Consider the following 18,857-nt stretch of genomic DNA (forward strand, 5'->3'; position numbering starts at 1 on the left):
GTTCATAAAGTTTGGGCCGGAAAGTTTGAAAGCTATGGTTTTTAGAGGTGCCCTAGATTCGATTGATAAACATTATGAATTGCAAAATTAAATTATCAAACCATTTTTGTCGCCATATTTCTTTGGAAAAAATTAACTGTACCCGACACCACGATGATGATTTTGCTGCGATGAATTTATTGAGAATTAGTCTTTGAGATAAAGGAATGCCATTTTCAAAAACATTTAAAAAAACAGTCGCCTGCAACCAAAGCAACCCTCTTTCACTGTACATAAATCGGTGTAGCTTCCTTTTTAATTCATCAAACATACTCACGGTTGCACCAATAGTGTTATTACCGTGCTGTCGGTATTTTATATTGGCGTTACTATCAAAAATTATTTCGCCAAAGCAAGATAAAACTAAATAACACCACCAATCATGCATCAACACTTTATTTGGAAGGTGTTTACAAACCAATTCCATTGCTTCCCGATTGAGTACCATCGTACAACCGGTAGCAACATTTTCAACTAAAGCATTGCCAAAACCTACTTTTCTTGGTGTATTGGTAAATCCAATATGCTTTAACTGTTCATCAACAATTTCTAGCCTGGAGCAAAATAATGCAGGACGGTTATGAGCGACTACTAACAAGGCTGAAACTGCATGTTCTATTTTATGAGGATACCAAACATCATCTTGATCACAAAAAGCAACATATTCTGTTTCAGTTAACGCAGCATTACGCAGCAACTTAAAAAAACTTAAGGCGGGACCCAGATTTTCATGCCCTCTTAATATGTCTATACGGCCACTTAATTGCTCTTTTTCTAAAATGCTTCTTGTCGAGTCTGATGATCCGTCGTCCCTCACCAAAATTCTAATATTGGGATAGGTTTGTTCATACAACGAATTTAGCTGTTGCTGAAGGAACTTGCTTCCATTATATGTAGAAAGCAGTACTGTGACTTTGTTCGACTTGGATACCCTTGGCGTCATCATTTAGCTCCACCCTTGATAAATCTATCTGCTACATTCACGGATATATTCCATATAGATGTGTCCGGGTATCTTCTATATTTTTTTTTGCTGTATGAAACCTCTGGAAACCGTCATGCTTGACTTGAGCCGGCGTCAAATTGTTTAAATATTCTGGCAATACATACATCTGGATATTGTAATAAGGATTTATTGTGTCCTAATGATTTAATTATTACATTGCCACATTTAACCTCAAGATATCATAGGTACACTTATCGATTAACAGCCAAAATATTTGAAAGTAGAAACACTAAGTCTATCCTGATACATGTATATCGTTTTCCAGGAAGAATTCTTTAAAATTTCATAGCAACAGTTCTGGTAATTCTGCATCTGAGATAATAAATCTGCCTCTGGAATGATGAGGACCCATGTGCTTAATGTGTAGTATTCATATTTTTCTGAATTATCCACGCCAACAAACGGAATATTTCGCTCTGACACTTAGCAATATTGTAACAATACATTTCCCTTCGTAGATGCACTGAATATCGTGACAATTTTGGGCACCTCTAAAAATCGCAATTTTACGAGCAGCCTTTTTGCGGCTTGCCCGTTTATCTCGCTTAGTCACAATACAGCACTGGCATAAACTATATATTATATATATATATCAAACATATAGAACATTTAAAATTTTTTCGTTCCTTGCCCCACCTTGCTGAGAATATTAACTTTTAGAGGCACCCTTTATTCTCTACATAAATTGCTCTGGTAAAAACCAATATTAATGGAGTAGGCAGTCAATCTCTTGGGCACATCTATGCAATTTCGATACCGTGATTGAAAAGCTGCCTACATTAACCTCATTCAACTCTGGGCCAACAATCTTGCAGTACCGGACATCGGTAACGCATCTGTTTTTCTCTCCCATTTTTGTGACAAAGTGCAATATTTCAGTCACTCTTACCTATCGGGTTTATGCGTTCTGATAGGTGCGACGGTAGTTATCAGCGCGTCCTGGAGAAATTTTCCATATGCCTGCTTAGATGACGCAGCATTTGGTTTTCTGTTGGAGTTAAACAATAAAATTGGCGTTGACCGAAGTTAGATGGTCATGGATACTTCGAAATGTGCTGTTAAATTTCTTATCCTTCTATTTCATTGCAAGTTCATTCTCAATTCTAGAGGTGCCTTATGGCGCAAGTTATCGTTCGCAATATCGAATTCCACATGAAGACCGGACTAAAGCAGTGCACCAACCTTAATGACTGGAACATTGGAGAAGAAGCCCATCAAAGTCCGCGCCTACACCGTCAGTAAAAAAGTACAGCGGCCAAAGTTCAGCTCGCGCTAAACCGCGCGAATCTAACTAAGCCTCTGCCTGAAGTGCATACAAAACCATAAAATCGGGATGCATGTTCATTCTGGATCCCAATGTCCTGTCGGAACTGATGCAGCAGCCCGATCAGCAATTGAGTTCGCTTTGGTCAACACCGACACTCTGTTTGAAGCCCTTTATGGCATGGCGTTGTTGGCATCGGAACATCGCAAAACATTCTGAACGAACACTTTGAACAACTCTTGCAAAATGATCTGCAAAACCGCATGCTGCCGCTCGAGCCTAATGCAGCTACCAATGCGCACAGCTTGCATTCGACTGCCGTGTGCACGGGCGCCCCGTAAAAATGCGCGACACGTTTATCGTCGGTATTTCACATGCACGGCACGTCAGCATGCCCACACATTAAGTGCGGCACTTTAGTGATTTATTAGTTTCCTTAGTTAATCCTTGGACAAAAATTATGAGCCTTGGCTATTTTGCTCCAGAAACCTTGCACCAACTGAACAGCCAGACACGAGTGATTCCCCTTATCGATAGTAGCCTTTGTGCTTTAGCCGAAACGGCATGAAGTTAACGATTCAATTAGGCTTCCTCTCGGCGGTTAATATTGGCATTTCGTTACTTTTCCAATGGTATGTCTTTGTCAAATTGGGGCCGGGGGTGGAAACTGACGCACTATTTGCCGGCATGACTGTCCCCCAGCTTGTGTTGGCGGTCATTAGTGGATCTCTCATGCATGTGCTGGTACCGCTTCTTGCTGGTGAGGACGAAGACAGTCTTCGGCAAAATGCCTGGGGATTTCTAGTGCTAATCGGAGGCCTGTTCGGATTGATTGCACTACTGCTATACGCAGCGGCACCATGGTGGGTGCCACTCACCGTTCCCGGTTTCGATCTAGCGGGGCGGAGCCTGACTGTCGATCTTACCCGTATTCAGTTGATCGGCATGGTCTTCACAGCTGTAAACGGTGTGCAATTGGCCGCTTATCATGCACGGCATCGGTTTCTGTTGGTTGAGTTCACTCCAATATTGGTTAGCATTACTGCCTTTTTGCTATTGGTGTGGGCGCTCCCCCGTTTTGGTGTAATTGCTGCAGCATGGATTGCTACTTTACGCATGGGAATGCAAACCATTTTGCTCGCCCCCGGTATGGGATTGCCGACGCTACCAGATCTAAAAAGCGCGACCATCCAGCAAGCTTGGCAGCGTATTAAACCTCTGCTGTTAGGAACTGCCTATTACAAGACGGACACTTTGGTCGATCGTTTTCTGCTCTCCACTGCTCAAAGCGGTAGCTTATCTTTGTATTATTTGGCGCAGCAAATATATGGTGCCATCAGCCAAATTCTCAACAAGGCGATTGCTACACCATTGGTTCCCGCGTTGAGTGTATTTCATAAAGCAGGGGACGTTATAAACTTTAGGCGTCTATATTACCGTAAGCTATTACAGGTATGTGTGATCAGCTTCGCTGGCTTGCTGATACTGTGGATATTCGGGCAGGAGATGCTCTCTATTTTGATTGGGTATGGAAATACCAAATATAACGATGTGGAAAAATTATGGTGGATCATGCTTTGGCTTAGTGGCATGTTCTTTGGCGCAACTGTCGGGCAGATTGCAACCTCAGCTTTCTATGCAATTGGAAATACAAAGACAGTTATATATATGGCAGTTACAAACTACACCATTTACATCCCTGTCAAAATAATTGCATTTAGTGTCTTTGGTATAGCTGGCTTGGCGATTTCAACCACTATTTATCTAATGACTAATATGATTTTCCTGATTTATCTATTTCAACAACTCAAAGTTAAATAAATCTATTAAATGTTTAATTACCAAAATCAAGACAAGATTTTTCCAGCATGTCCGATTTGTGGTGGCACTCAATTTCGCCAGCTTGCTAGCAATGATCGTTACGACATGGGGATTAAAACTACTGGTTGCCTACGATGTGGGCTAGTTCAAACGCGCCCCAGGCTTACATCTCAGTCAATGTCACATTTTTATCGGGAATGCTATCGCCAGTACTATCAAGCAGTAAATGCTCCACATGTTGATTACATTATCTGCTACCACAAAGATGAACGTCTTGCTTACACAGCAAAGCTTATTGCGTCTAATGTTGACCTAGTTGCTGGCATGCGCGTACTTGATGTTGGATGTGCTGAAGGAACATTGTTCTCTAACCTAAAAACACATTGTGGTGAGGGTCTAATATTTTTCGGCGTAGAACCATCCGAAAGCTATGCAGCTTATTCACGAGAGATGACTGGATGCACAACATACCAAAATATTGATGAACTTATATCTGCAAGAGAAGACAGTTTTCATCTCATTGTAGTGAACCACGTTTTGGAGCATGTTAATGATCCAGTTTTATTCTTGGAGCAATTGAGAGGGTTGCTATCATCTAATGGTCTCTTATTTGTGGACGTACCAAATGTTTTTGGATATTCATCGCCCCGAGATTTACATATTGCGCACAATTTTCATTTTTCGCGGCAAACCCTCACTGCTGCAATTGATAAAGCTGGTTTTAGCGTTAAGACCATAGCAGAGCATGCTCCACCACATCATCCAGTTTCAGTGTGGTGCTTAGCCGAGAAGCGCACGACAAAATTACACATATTGCAACAAAGCATGGAAACTGAGCTAGTTGCATGGAAACGCATGCAGTGGATAAATAAACTGATACCGCTTTATCTTCTAAAGGTGCGTTTACGACGTAACAGGATAGTTTCATTAATATTGGAAAATAGATGCAGAGTTTTTTTGACTGGTTTAAAGCGCAAGAAACACTAGGGCTGCCCTGGCTTGTCTTGGGAAAGGGGCCGAGCTTCGAAAAACTTTCTCAGTACAACCTTAGTGACTTTGATTCGATATCGCTAAACCATGTAATTGATGAAGTCCGAGTTACGGCAGCGCATATCCTGGATCTGGATGTGATTGATGCGTGCAAAGACTCAATCGATAAAAATGCACAGGTGTTGGTTATGCCTTGGGTGCCGCATGTTAATAATGGTGCAGGTCTTCAGGATTTATCCGAACTGACCGAGGGTAATGCATTTCTTGCATATATGCGCGACCAAGGCCGTCTTCTCTACTATAACCATTTGCCGACACGTACGTTCGGGAACAGCCCCTTAATTGAAGTCCAATATTTTAGCTCAGAAGCTGCGATCAACTTACTGGCAGCGTGTGGTGTGCGCTGTATTCGCACCTTAGGTATCGATGGCGGCAACAGCTACGGACATAGTTTCTCCCACTTAAATGGTACGACATTGCTGGCTAATGGCCGAAAATCATTTAACAGGCAATTTGGTCAGATGGCGAAAACAATTATGACGACGGGTATTGATTTGGCTCCGCTGGACGTGCCAAGTCCAATTCGGGTTTACGTAGCGACGACCGAAGAACAGATGCTCGCCGTTAAGGTATTAGAATATTCCATACGTAAACATTCAAGCATGACCGTTGAAGTTTTTCCAATGCATTTGGGGGGGGTAGACATCCCACAACCCAAAGACAGGAAGAATTGGCCGCGCACGCCATTCTCTTTTCAAAGATTCATTATTCCAGAGATGGCTGAGTATCAAGGCCGTGCAATTTATCTGGATTCAGATATGCAGGTTTTTAAAGACATTAAGGAACTATGGAACTTGCCTTTTCATGATGCGCAGGTGCTTGCTGTCCGTGAGCCTTCGGAGAGCGGGCGTCGGCCTCAATTTAGTGTAATGCTGTTAAATTGTGCACACCTGGATTGGAAAATTGAGGAGATTGTGCGTAGGCTCGATTCAGACGAATTGACCTACGAACGGTTAATGCATGACATGTCAGTCGCCAACAATATCAAAGCGGTAGTAGATCCTTCCTGGAACTGTCTTGAACGATACAAGGAAAATGAAACAGCCTTGTTGCATTACACGGATATGAGTACCCAACCATGGATAAGTATCCATAATCCTCTGGGATATCTCTGGTTCAGAGATTTATTTGAGGCAATGGATAACGGATTTATCTCGCATGAGTTTGTGCAAGAGCATGTGGATCGTGGGTATGTTCGACCGTCGCTATGGTACCAGGTGGAGCATCGAATCGAAGACTCATTTTTGTTACCGGGCTGTGCGAAACAGTTAGATAAGGAATACAAGGCAGCTTTTACGTCTATCCATGAGCATGGAGCCAACGCTTGGTTAAATACGGGTGCCTTTCTTAAAGCGATATTACGGCAGATATCTTGTAGAACAGGGTTAACTGCTTTACGCAAACGGGTGCATGCGTATTTTGATCGCAGTTGATTAATCTTGTGCACCCCAATTCACTGAGGCAAATCCGCAGCTCTGCCTGCCAAGGCTTACCAAGGCTCAATCGGTCCGGCGGTCAGAGTGAGCTCTGGATCTTGACCAAAAGACGAAGGAGCTTCATAAATGAACAAGTATCAAAGCCTCGCGCATTTGTCTGTCTACAACGAAAGAATGTACTCGATTTTCAGCGACAGACAAAACACTCGGTGGGCCGCCCTGAAAATGCAGATGTTTATGAATGAGCGATAGCTATTTTGATCGTCCAATGTGCGTGTACGCGGATGCACGTGCTTGGAAAATTTATATTGCAAAGAATTTGCTCACTGGAACAAAGAACACCAAAGTGGAAGCACTACTAATCGGAATTAGCTCAAATGCGAATCACAATAAAATTGTCCAGTGACATGGAACCATGACTGCCCATAAAAATACAAGTGTCTGGAGAAATACCTTGTTCAGTTTCATACGTAAATTACAAAAAAAAATACTAAACCGGAAACTTCCGCTTAAGGGATATGTGCCATCCACCATGGCGGTTAAGTACATAGATATGCTAGAGGATGAAGACCTGATTCAGCTTAACAATATGCTGGACTGGAATTGTTTTACTGTTGATAGTTATGGCAGACGGCTGGGAATGATTGCTTGGGGAAACAAGCGTAATACACCTGAAATCATCCCTGATCGACGCATCGTGATGATGAATAATCGATTTAATCTTTCCGACAAGCATGTACTTGATATTGGATGTTTTGAAGGAGTACATACCATCGGCCTGTGTGGATACGCTACAAAGGTCACGGCGATAGATGCCAGAATTGATCACATTGTCAAAACAAATGTGAGGTGCGCAATGTACGGCTACATACCGACAGTGTTTAAGTATGACATTGAGTTGATCCCTACAGACACCTCGTTACTTCAAGCTGATTTGGCTCACCATGTAGGCGTGTTGTACCACTTGAAAAATCCGGTAGAGCACCTGCTGAATTTAGGTAGATACATCAAAAAGGGCATTATGCTTGACACTCATTACTGCGTGGCAGGCGAGGCAACAAAATCATACTTTGTAAATGGCAAAGAGTATGCCTATATGCACTATATGGAGCATGGAACGAAAGAAGCATTTTCCGGGATGTACGATCATTCTAAATGGTTGCTTTTGGATGATATTATTTCCTGCTTAAAAGCAACCGGTTTTGATCAGGTCGAAATAATCGAAAAGCGCGACGAGCGTAACGGTCACAGAGTGCTCTTGTTCGCTGAACGAACTTGATGGTTATTTTATGCAAAACTATTTTATAGGTTTCAAACCAGAGAAACATCAAAGTGGCCTTGGTCTGTCTCAGGGAAAGGAGAAGAAGTTTCGAAAAACCTTCCCAGCCTCCTTTAAATTCTCCGTACGAGCGCAGTTTTTTATATATTAAGACTTCATTTTTAAAATTAATCCCTGTTAACGGCCAATGGGATAATACTCCAGTCCGTGTGCACTTAATTCAGCCGATTCATACATGCTGCGGCCATCGAAGATTAGTGGATATTTGAGCATAGCTTTGATTATTGCGAAATCCGGATTACGGAATTCTTTCCACTCAGTAACGATAACCAATGCATCCGCATCTTTACAGGCTGCGAGTGGATTTTCTGCATAAGAAATGCCGGGATTGTTGCCAAATATTCGTTGTGATTCCGGCATGGCTGCTGGGTCGTAAGCAGTAACGGTGGCACCTGCCTCTAATAAGTCTGAAATCAGCTTACGACTCGGCGCGTCGCGCATGTCATCGGTGTTGGGCTTGAAAGCGAGGCCCCAAATGGCAAAGTTTTTTCCAATGAGGTCAGTACCGAATTTGGCTTTTATTTTGTTGGTGAGGATTTTTTTTTGTGCATCGTTGACTGCTTCTACGGCATTCAGGATCTTAAGGGTGATACCAGCGTCGTCATTGGCAATTTTGATGAGTGCTTTTACATCCTTGGGGAAACAGGATCCCCCATAGCCGCAACCCGAGTAAAGAAAATGCTTGCCGATGCGGGTGTCGGAACCAATGCCTAGTCTTACCATTTCAATATCGGCACCGAATTGTTCTGCGAGATTGGCCAATTCGTTCATGAAACTAATGCGGGTAGCAAGCATGGCGTTGGCAGCGTACTTAGTAAGTTCTGCACTTTTGACATCCATTACAATGATACGGTCACGGCTAAGATTAAATGGGGCATATAATTCCTGCATTTGCTGTATGGCATGTGCATCATCGCTACCGATGACGATGCGATCCGGGCGCAGAAAATCTTCGATCGCCGCGCCTTCTTTAAGAAACTCTGGATTGGCGACAACGCTATAACTAAGCTTCATGTCACGCTTTTGTAACTCTGCTGAAATGACTGCGTTGACCTTTTGGGCAGTGCCAACAGGAACCGTACTTTTGATAGCGAGTATTTTGTCTTCGTTCATACGACTGCCGATGTTAATGGCTGCTGCCAGGACATATTGCAGGTCGGCAGAGCCATCTTCATCAGGGGGGGTACCGACGGCGATGAACTGGATGCGGGCATGAGCAACGGCGCGGTCTATGTCTGTGGTAAAACCGAGGCGGCCAGCAGCGACGTTGCGGCGCACAATGTCGATCAAACCAGGCTCGTGGATGGGGATATCCCCATTTTCCAAAATGCATATTTTTGCTGGGTCGAAATCGAGACAGAGAACATGGTTGCCAACCTCTGCGAGGCATGCGCCACCAACTAGACCTACATAGCCGGTCCCTACAATTGTGACTTTCAAGCGTTATCTCCAATATTCATAAAGCCTATGTAGCATTTTCTATGGCCTTCTGAAACAGCTGTAGGTTTATGGACGCCTTTAATAATTCAAGTTTCTAGCAAGGCGCAAGTAAAAAAATTGAGCGTGGCATACATAATTGATAGGTGAGCAATAGTTTTTTCGAATAACGTCGTATTGTGTAGAGGATTGGAATTCAATAACACCATTATCTTATTGGTTTTATTGTTAAAATTTTATCATAACACTTTGCATAAATGGCCTAAATGTAATACAGGCTACGCTAGTAGTGTGGTTTTTAACGCTTTAGCAATCCCAACACACTTAAGTCACATCAATATTCATCCCTTGGACTGCGGCATTCACACAGTGATCGTACTGTAGAACGAAACCAACAGGCGTGACCCTTGATACCATGCACGACATTACCCTTACCTCAGTAAAAAAGGTGCTGCTTCATTACATTTAGCAATTTCATAAAGATTACAGTACGCCAGATTCCTACTCCATGAATATTGGATTACGGATTATAATTCAAGCCACTTACCTCGAGATATGTTTATCATCAACCTTTTGAAAGTCGCTATGCTCTATCCCGTTATTTTGTCAGGAGGCTCTGGAACCCGTTTGTGGCCATTATCTCGTGCGGCATTACCCAAGCAGTTTTTGCCGCTAGTTTCCGACCACACATTATTTCAGGAAACGTTGGCGCGCCTTAAAGACTTTCCCAGCATAGCTGCGCCATTGGTCATCTGTAACAACGATCATCGCTTCCTCGTAGCCGAACAATTACGCGCCATTAACATCAATCCTTTATTGCAGGTACTTGAACCATTTGGTCGCAATACTGCGCCTGCAGTGGCTATTGCCGCACTCGCCGCACAAGCTAAGGATGCTCAGTCAATTTTGTTGGTGCTGCCTGCAGATCATCTTATAAAAGATATTTCGGGCTTTCATATGGCTATTCAATCAGCTTTCGCGTTGGCACAACAAGATAAGTTGGTGACCTTTGGTATCACACCCAATGAACCTGCTATAGGATTCGGCTACATTGAACGCGGTGCAATATTGGTACCCGGTGAACACAGTTTTGAAGTAGCACGTTTTGTGGAAAAACCAGATTTGGATACGGCTAAACAATTTGTAGATTCAGGAAGATTTTTTTGGAACAGCGGCATGTTCGTGTTCAAGGCATCCGTCTACCTGACTGAGTTGCAACGCTACCGCCCAGATATTTATCAAGCCGCACAACAAGCATGGCAACATAGCACTAATGATCTGGATTTTTGTCGACTGGATGAAAAGGCCTTTGCCACCTGCCCATCGGATTCTATCGATTATGCAGTGATGGAACACACTCAGTTAGCAGCTATGGTTACAGTGGACATCGGCTGGAGCGATATCGGTTCATGGGCATCACTTTACAATGTCAGCCCACAAGACGAGCAAGGCAATGCTTTGCGTGGCGATGTTTATACTGCTGAAACCACTCAAACATATGTTCGCGCCGAAAGTCGTATGGTGGCAACTATCGGGGTGCGAGATTTGGTCATTGTGGAAACTGCTGATGCCGTATTAGTGATGCATAAAGACTTTGCCCAGGACGTAAAACATACTGTTGAATATCTTAAGCAGGCAGAACGCACTGAGCATCTAATTCACCGTCGTGTCTATCGCCCTTGGGGCTATTATGAAGGCATCGATATAGGCGACCGATTCCAGGCCAAGCGCATTATGGTAAAACCCGGTGCAAAATTATCTTTGCAAAAGCACCATCATCGTGCCGAGCATTGGGTTGTGGTTTCCGGTTATGCCAAAGTGACTCGTGGCGAGGATACCCTGCTTCTACAAGAGAACCAGTCCACTTATATTCCTATTGGCATGAAGCACCGTCTGGAAAATATTGGCACGGGATCGCTTTATTTGATTGAAATCCAGTCTGGCTCTTATCTCGGCGAAGACGATATTGTGCGATTTGACGACGATTATAAACGTAGCTAATCCCCATCCAGCTTTATTAACTAATTGAAGGTCGCAATGAAATTTATAACAGCAAATTTCATTTGGTTAAATATTCTCGCTTGTCTTTAGAAGACTGCATAGAAAAAAGTGTTGCGCGAGATTATCACATGACACGAAAGAGCCAGACTAAAGTCGGTGCGTAAAGATCCATGAAAACCGTTGCGTAGCAACCTCATTTTTGATGAATCACCCGCACATCTTACTGGCCTGCCAAATCAACTCTGGAAGTATGATATTCGCTTAGTTATGTTTAACCCTCGTCGGATTTATACTTTCTTGCTGTGGCTTTTATTGCCATATATATTTTTCCATCTGCTCTGGCGTGCATACAAACAACGTGAGTACCTGCAACATATTGACGAACGTTTCGGGTGCTACACTGCTCGCAGTGATAGGCCGTTGATCTGGCTGCATACTGTTTCAGTTGGAGAAACGCACGCAGCAGTCAGCTTGGTGCAGCGTTTGCGAGAAAACTACCCCCATTATCAGCTGCTGCTTACACACACCACTCCGACCGGTCGTGCAGCGAGTGAACAGTTATACGGCAGTGATGTCATGCGGGTTTATTTGCCTTACGACTACCCATTTGCTGTCAAACGTTTCTTGCAACACTTTCGCCCGCGCATCGGAATCTTGATGGAAACTGAAATCTGGTTTAACCTGATCCATAGCTGTTGCATTATGCAAACACCCTTGCTGCTGCTTAATGCGCGGTTATCCGAAAAGTCTGCTGCACGTTATGCACGCTATCCGAATTTGACACGACTGGGTTTGAACGAATTGAGTGCTATTTCTGCGCAAAGCGAAGTCGATGCTGCACGCATGATTGAATTAGGCGCAAACAATGTATCTGTTATGGGCAATCTGAAATTTGATATTCAACCCTCATCGGCGATGCTGAAACTGGGTGAACAATTGCGCACTCAATTTGGCAAAAACAGGAAAGTTTTTCTGTTAGCCAGCACACGTGTCGGAGAAGAGGTACTATTGATATCAATGCTTAAACAAGTAAATATACCTCATCTGCTAACCGTAATTGTGCCACGCCACCCGCAACGCTTCGACGATGTAGCAGATGTGCTCACCCAACAAGGCATTCGATTTCAGCGCAGAAGTGAAAACTGCCTGATTGCGCCAGACACCCAAGTGGTATTGGGTGATAGTATGGGCGAGATGTTTGCTTATTATGCTGCCTGCGACCTTGCCTTCATTGGCGGCAGTTTGCTGCCATTTGGAGGGCAAAATCTCATTGAGGCTTGTTCAGTAGGAAAGCCTGTGTTTGTCGGCCCACACACGTACAATTTCGCGCAAGCCAGCCAGCTTGCTGTCGAATGTGGTGCAGCCCTGCGCATACAGAATTCAGCTGACTTAGCGCAAAGCTTACAAAACTTACTTGCCCATCCCGATCAACTGATAAAAATTGGGCACGCTGGACTACATTTTGTCCGAACTCATAGTGGCGCTACAGAGCAAGCGCTACGTCATATAACCTATTTTCTTGATAGCCACTCCAGTAAAATCATGCAAAATAAAACAACATATCAATCCTCGAAGCCATGAGTACAATCCTTGTTACCGGCGGTGCCGGATTTATTGGTTCCGCAGTTATTCGCCAACTGATCGCGGAAACCGATGTTACGGTTATCAACGTCGATAAGCTGACTTATGCTGGCAATTTACAGTCTCTGATATCGGTGGCAGACAATCCACGCTACTGCTTCGAGCATGTGGATATTTGTGATACTGCTACAGTCGCAAATCTATTTCATAAACATCAGCCGGATGCGGTGATGCATTTAGCTGCGGAATCTCATGTCGATCGATCTATCACTGGCCCAGCAGCCTTTATTGAAACCAATATTATTGGTACTTACACCCTCCTGCAAGCAGCACGGAAATACTGGAATGAGCTTTCTACGGAACGCAAAAACACTTTTCGTTTCCACCATATTTCCACAGATGAAGTATATGGTAGCCTCGGTGAGGCTGGTTTTTTTACCGAGAATACCGCTTATCAGCCAAACTCACCGTACTCGGCAAGCAAAGCGTCTTCAGATCATCTGGTGCGTGCTTGGTATCATACCTTCGGTTTGCCCGTAGTCACCACCAACTGTTCCAATAATTACGGGCCTTATCATTTCCCAGAGAAGCTAATTCCGTTAATCATTCTGAATGCATGCAATGGTAAGCCGCTACCCATTTATGGCAAGGGCGACAACATCCGCGACTGGTTGTATGTGGACGATCATGCGCGTGCCTTACGTCTGGTACTTGAGCGAGGCCGGGTGGGAGAAACCTACAATATCGGTGGATGGAATGAAAAATCCAACCTGGAAGTAGTTCATGCAATTTGCACCATTCTTGATGAGCTACGCCCTCAAGATGCACCGTATGCATCTCTTATCACCTACGTACCAGACAGGCCCGGACATGACCATCGTTACGCGATAGATGCCGGCAAAGTCGCCCATGAGCTAGGCTGGAAACCGCTGGAAACTTTTGAAACTGGATTGCGTAAAACAGTCAATTGGTATCTGACAAATCCCGATTGGGTTGATGCTGTAATTAGTGGAGAATACAAGAATTGGATCCAACAAAATTACAGTGACAGGGGGGCATCATGAAAGGCATCATACTCGCCGGTGGATCAGGCACTCGACTTTACCCAGCTACTCGATCCATTTCCAAGCAATTGTTGCCTGTTTATGATAAACCGATGATTTACTATCCGTTGACCACGCTTATGTTGGCCGGTATTCAGGATGTTCTGATCATCTCCACTCCGCAGGATATACCACGTTTCGAACAGCTGCTAGGTGATGGCTCACAGTGGGGGATGAATTTTTCTTTTGCAATGCAGCCTTCACCGGATGGGCTTGCTCAAGCATTTATTATTGGCGAGTCTTTTATCGGAAATGACTCCTGTTCATTGGTGTTGGGGGATAACATTTTTCACGGCCATGACTTTGAAAAAAAACTTTCAGCCGCTAGAAGCAGGTTAGAGGGTGGCACCGTATTTGCCTACCATGTAAACGACCCGGAACGATATGGAGTAGTTGAATTTGATGCTAAAGGTCGCGCAATAAGCCTGGAAGAAAAGCCAGCAAGACCCAAATCCAATTATGCCGTAACTGGTCTTTATTTTTACGATACTACCGTTGTTGAGATTGCCAAATCCGTTAAGCCATCAGCACGTGGTGAATTGGAAATTACAGCCGTCAACCAGATTTACCTTGATAACAAAAAGCTTGATGTACAGGTAATGGGCCGAGGCTACGCGTGGCTGGATACTGGTACGCATGATTCGTTGCTGGAGGCTTCGTTGTTTATTCAAACACTAGAAAAACGTCAAGGTTTGAAGATTGCCTGTCCTGAAGAGGTTGCATATCGTCGAGGATATATCACGACGGAGCAAATGGAACAGTTGGCTGAGCCATTGGCTAAAAATGGGTATGGTCAGTATCTACTTGATATTATTAAAGAGAAAGTTTAAAAAAATATGCAAGTCATACCAACTACGATAGCCGATCTTTTAATTATAGAACCCAAAGTGTTCGGGGATGCGCGTGGATTTTTTTTCGAGAGTTTCAATCAAAAAGCCTTTGAAAATCTCACAGGTCTATCAGTCAACTTCGTACAGGATAACCACTCTCGATCAGCTCAACAAGTTCTTCGTGGACTACATTATCAAATCAAACAACCACAGGGTAAGTTAGTTCGTGTGGTAGCAGGAGAGGTATTCGACGTTGCGGTGGATATTCGTAAATCATCACCTACCTTTGGTTTATGGGCGGGTGTTATTCTTTCTGCCGAAAACAAACGGATGTTATGGGTGCCGGAAGGGTTTGCCCATGGATTCGTCGTACTTAGTGAATATGCTGAATTTCTGTATAAAACAACAGATTATTGGGCTCCTGAATATGAGCGATCTATTTTATGGAACGATCCCGACTTGGCAATTGATTGGCATCTTAACCAGAACACTCCTATTTTGTCTACAAAAGATCGAGAGGGTACACTTTTTTCCAAAGCGGAATTATTTCCATGATATTTTCTCGGGCATCTTAATAACAGTGGTTTCATTTATGAAGGCTTAATTATTCTTTAAACCATCAACAAAAATCAGCTCAGTGCCCAACCGCATTAAAAGATGTCTATTTCAGATCGATGTTTGTGCCATTTGACACTGAGAGCTGTTTCAATTACCAATCCAACAATGCGTTATTAATCGTCAGCTCTAAGTCTGATGCACAGCATTAATAAAAATTTAGCAGATGAGCCACGTTAATATCAGAATCGCTTAAACGACCAAGTCAAGTAGCACTACTGACGCAATATAAACCGCTCACCAACTAGGTACGGTACAAGATTTACGGGTTGCAGCAAGCTGGTTTGAACCAAATTTAGATTGATAAAAATTCTGCGTAATCAAGGGCACAATTTCGTGAGTTTATGCGTAAAAAAGACATGAATGGCTTGAGACCAAAGCAGGCACCATTGTTTCAAGATGAGCGCCACAAGCTTGCACGAATAGCAAGTGCTTCTCAACGTATGAATGGTAGAAGTTGCGCGGTTAATTCAGGTAGACCCCAGCTCAGAACAGGCTAGAAATCGGCTTGAGTTGAATAACGGAGTGCAGATTAGCCATGAGATAATCTACAAACTCATTTATACGGGCAAACGAGATAGTGGATAGCAGCACCAACATTTGAGCAGACACAAACCGCTACGAAACGTCAGTCAAATGGACAAGAGCGACGTGGCACGATCAAAATCGTATCAGCCTTAATGAGCGAACGGGCCTTGTTGCGGAAAAACATATATGGGTGATTGGGAAAGTGACACTGTGATCTGAAAGAAACTCAAAGGCAGATTTGTAACACCGGCTGAACCAATACACAACTCGCGTTATGTATTGGGGGATTATTTATACGCAGCATACATGTTGCAAGGGTTACGGTAGTGACAACAAGCCTATTGTCGCTACACAGGGATTGATTCCTGGCCATACATTCTACGATGGTAAAGAATTTGCGTACCATAAAAATTGGAAGCATTGATAAAAGCGGACAAGTATGTGTACTAGTATCATTACCAAGGAAAACTGTCGATCCAATTACTGTGCATGGACTGTGCGTGGGAAGTAAAATTGGCAGTCCGTGTACAAATCATTGGCTCATATTCACGTAAATTAAATTGAACTGGATTACATATTTAAATTTAGTATAAAAAAAACCGGACTAATCCGGTTTTTTTTAAAATATTGAGATATAAATGACTTAAGAAAGTTCAGTTGTATCAATTATCCACAAAGACAAACAATACTTGATATTATTTACTGAGTTAACTTATTCATAAAAAATTAATGGAATCAAATATAATTAAAAGAAAACAATGTGAAAATATAACACTGCATATTACTTTGTATCAGTTTCAATCAGTTCAGTTTCAGGAGGACGATCTAACAGCTCTACCAAAGCCATTGGTGCATTATCTCCCTTACGAAAGCCAAATTTCAAAATACGAGAATAGCCACCATTTCGAGTTGCGTAACGTGGTCCAAATTCGTCGAACAGTTTGGTAACCATTTCTCGATCACGTAACCGAGAGAAGGCCAAACGTCGGTTAGCTAATGTAGGTTTCTTACCCAGAGTCAATATAGGTTCAGCAACACGACGCAATTCCTTTGCCTTAGGCAGCGTAGTCTTTATAACCTCATAACGCAGCAAAGAAGTTATCATGTTGCGAAGCATTGCCAATCGATGACTGCTGGTGCGATTAAGTTTTCTTAGTCCTAAACGGTGACGCATAATAATCCTTTCTTACTTCTCAATAGTCACTGGCCAATTTTCTAATTTCATTCCCAGCGACAGACCATGCTCAGCCAGTACCTGTTTGATTTCGTTCAAAGATTTACGTCCCAAGTTAGGAGTACGAAGTAGATCATTTTCAGTGTTTTGAATTAAATCTCCAACATAGTGAATACTTTGTGCTTTAAGACAATTGGAAGAACGAGGAGTCAATTCTAAATCATCGACTGGACGTAGCAACATCGGGTCGACCTTAGGAGTCTGTGGTTTTTCCATGGGCGCAGGAGTGCCTTCCAGCGCAGCAAATACTGAAAACTGCTCAACTAATATACGAGCTGCATAACGAATAGCCTCTTCAGGATCAATAGCTCCATTAGTTTCAATTTCCATTATCAGCTTATCTAAATCAGTACGCTGTTCAACACGTGCGCTCTCAACAGAATAGCTAACACGGTTAACTGGACTGAAAGACGCATCAAGAGCGATCTGTCCAACTGGCCGATTTTCAACTGGAAGCTGGCGAGCAATTGCAGAAACGTAACCTCGGCCTTGCTCAACCTTAATTTCCATGTCTAACTTACCGCCTGCAGTCAGGTGAGCGATAACGTGAGATGGGTTAACAACTTCCGTGTCTGAATCGACAATAATATCACCAGCCGTCACAACACCAACGCCTTCTTTTTTAAGAGATAACGACGATACATTAGAATTATGAAGCTTAAGCACGACTCCCTTAAGGTTCAGTAAAATTTCTACTACATCTTCCTGTACACCATCTATAGAAGAGTATTCATGTAGAACACTCGCAATATTTACTTCAGTAGGAGCATAGCCCGGCATGGATGACAATAGTATGCGTCGTAAAGCATTGCCAAGCGTATGCCCATAACCACGTTCAAAGGGCTCCATCACTATTTTAGCTTGATTGTTGGAAACTCTTTGAACTTCGATAATGCGAGGTTTCAGAAAATCATTGTTATGCATAAACAACTCCGCATTAATTACTTGGAATACAACTCGACAATAAGATGCTCGTTTATCGAGGCAGGCAACTCCGAACGTTGAGGCTTAGACTTATATGTACCTTTCATAGCCTTAGCATCTACATCAACCCATTCAGAAAAACCGCGTTGTTCTGCTGCTTGTAATGCGGATTTTACGCGCAACTGCCTCTTAGCGTGTTCTGCTATCTCGACCACATCGCCAGAACGTACTTGATAAGACGGAATGTTGACACGCTTACCATTCACCAAAATTCCATTGTGACGAACCAGTTGACGCGATTCAGAACGTGATGCACCGAAACCCATACGGTACGACACATTATCTAGGCGTGATTCCAGCAACTGCAACAGATTTTCACCAGTAATTCCACGCTGCATATCAGCAGTACGATAGGTCAATCGGAACTGATGTTCGAGAATGCCATAAATGCGACGTACTTTTTGTTTCTCTCGTAACTGGCCGCCATAATCAGATCGACGAGAATTTTTCTTTTGGCCATGCTGACCTGGCGGATACGCACGGCGTTCAACTCCACATTTGTCGGTGAAACATTTTTCACCTTTCAGAAACAGTTTCTCGCCTTCACGGCGGCACTGACGGCACTTTGGATCAAGATTTCTAGCCAAGG

At 43.3% G+C, this 18,857-nt stretch carries 14 protein-coding genes; 9 read left to right on the forward strand and 5 right to left on the reverse strand.

What is annotated here, in order from left to right:
* Positions 1-52: 52 nt before the first annotated feature.
* Positions 53-985, reverse strand: coding sequence for a glycosyltransferase family 2 protein (locus MJ770_RS11900; RefSeq protein WP_239254483.1), 933 nt, complete (start codon positions 983-985; stop codon positions 53-55).
* Between the two features lie 1,888 nt (positions 986-2,873).
* On the opposite strand from MJ770_RS11900, the gene MJ770_RS11905 reads away from it, so the two are divergent.
* The 4 genes from MJ770_RS11905 to MJ770_RS11920 all read left to right on the forward strand — a co-directional run bounded on the left by MJ770_RS11905 (position 2,874) and on the right by MJ770_RS11920 (position 7,895).
* Positions 2,874-4,130, forward strand: a complete 1,257-nt coding sequence (locus MJ770_RS11905) for a lipid II flippase MurJ (protein ID WP_239254485.1) — start codon at positions 2,874-2,876, stop codon at positions 4,128-4,130.
* 9 nt (positions 4,131-4,139) lie between these two features.
* On the forward strand, positions 4,140-5,117 hold the full coding sequence (locus MJ770_RS11910) for a class I SAM-dependent methyltransferase (RefSeq protein WP_239254487.1): 978 nt from the start codon (positions 4,140-4,142) through the stop codon (positions 5,115-5,117).
* Positions 5,075-6,613, forward strand: a complete 1,539-nt coding sequence (locus MJ770_RS11915) for a glycosyltransferase (protein ID WP_239254489.1) — start codon at positions 5,075-5,077, stop codon at positions 6,611-6,613. Before MJ770_RS11910 ends, MJ770_RS11915 begins: the two co-directional genes overlap by 43 nt.
* Before the next feature lie 457 nt (positions 6,614-7,070).
* Positions 7,071-7,895, forward strand: coding sequence for a class I SAM-dependent methyltransferase (locus tag MJ770_RS11920; RefSeq protein WP_239254490.1), 825 nt, complete (start codon positions 7,071-7,073; stop codon positions 7,893-7,895).
* Between the two features lie 177 nt (positions 7,896-8,072).
* Here MJ770_RS11920 and MJ770_RS11925 read toward each other — a convergent pair whose 3' ends face one another.
* Positions 8,073-9,395, reverse strand: a complete 1,323-nt coding sequence (locus MJ770_RS11925) for a UDP-glucose dehydrogenase family protein (protein WP_239254492.1) — start codon at positions 9,393-9,395, stop codon at positions 8,073-8,075.
* Positions 9,396-9,947: 552 nt separating this feature from the next.
* On the opposite strand from MJ770_RS11925, the gene MJ770_RS11930 reads away from it, so the two are divergent.
* The 5 genes from MJ770_RS11930 to rfbC all read left to right on the forward strand — a co-directional run bounded on the left by MJ770_RS11930 (position 9,948) and on the right by rfbC (position 15,462).
* Entirely contained in the window at positions 9,948-11,393 is a 1,446-nt protein-coding gene (locus MJ770_RS11930) for a mannose-1-phosphate guanylyltransferase/mannose-6-phosphate isomerase (RefSeq protein WP_239254494.1), read from the forward strand.
* Between the two features lie 180 nt (positions 11,394-11,573).
* Positions 11,574-12,974: a lipid IV(A) 3-deoxy-D-manno-octulosonic acid transferase gene (gene waaA / locus MJ770_RS11935; RefSeq protein WP_239254496.1), complete on the forward strand. Its 1,401-nt coding sequence runs from the start codon at positions 11,574-11,576 to the stop codon at positions 12,972-12,974.
* Positions 12,971-14,038 carry a dTDP-glucose 4,6-dehydratase gene (rfbB, locus tag MJ770_RS11940; RefSeq protein WP_239254498.1) on the forward strand — a complete coding sequence of 356 codons (1,068 nt, stop codon included), beginning with the start codon at positions 12,971-12,973 and terminating at the stop codon, positions 14,036-14,038. Before waaA ends, rfbB begins: the two co-directional genes overlap by 4 nt.
* Entirely contained in the window at positions 14,035-14,907 is an 873-nt protein-coding gene (rfbA, locus tag MJ770_RS11945; RefSeq protein ID WP_239254508.1) for a glucose-1-phosphate thymidylyltransferase RfbA, read from the forward strand. The genes rfbB and rfbA overlap by 4 nt, the downstream gene beginning before the upstream one ends.
* A 6-nt stretch (positions 14,908-14,913) precedes the next feature.
* Positions 14,914-15,462 (forward strand): dTDP-4-dehydrorhamnose 3,5-epimerase, encoded by a 549-nt coding sequence (gene rfbC, locus MJ770_RS11950; RefSeq protein WP_239254510.1) that lies wholly within the window; start codon positions 14,914-14,916, stop codon positions 15,460-15,462.
* Positions 15,463-16,831: 1,369 nt separating this feature from the next.
* Here the strand turns inward: rfbC and rplQ are convergent.
* The 3 genes from rplQ to rpsD are packed head-to-tail and all read right to left on the reverse strand — an operon-like array spanning position 16,832 to position 18,855.
* Positions 16,832-17,224, reverse strand: a complete 393-nt coding sequence (gene rplQ / locus MJ770_RS11955) for a 50S ribosomal protein L17 (protein WP_239254515.1) — start codon at positions 17,222-17,224, stop codon at positions 16,832-16,834.
* A gap of 12 nt (positions 17,225-17,236) precedes the next feature.
* Positions 17,237-18,208: a DNA-directed RNA polymerase subunit alpha gene (locus MJ770_RS11960; protein WP_239254517.1), complete on the reverse strand. Its 972-nt coding sequence runs from the start codon at positions 18,206-18,208 to the stop codon at positions 17,237-17,239.
* A 17-nt stretch (positions 18,209-18,225) separates the two neighbouring features.
* Positions 18,226-18,855, reverse strand: coding sequence for a 30S ribosomal protein S4 (rpsD, locus tag MJ770_RS11965; RefSeq protein WP_239254528.1), 630 nt, complete (start codon positions 18,853-18,855; stop codon positions 18,226-18,228).
* Positions 18,856-18,857: the final 2 nt, after the last annotated feature.

Source organism: Candidatus Nitrotoga sp. M5 (assembly GCF_927904885.1).
Taxonomy (GTDB): domain Bacteria; phylum Pseudomonadota; class Gammaproteobacteria; order Burkholderiales; family Gallionellaceae; genus Nitrotoga.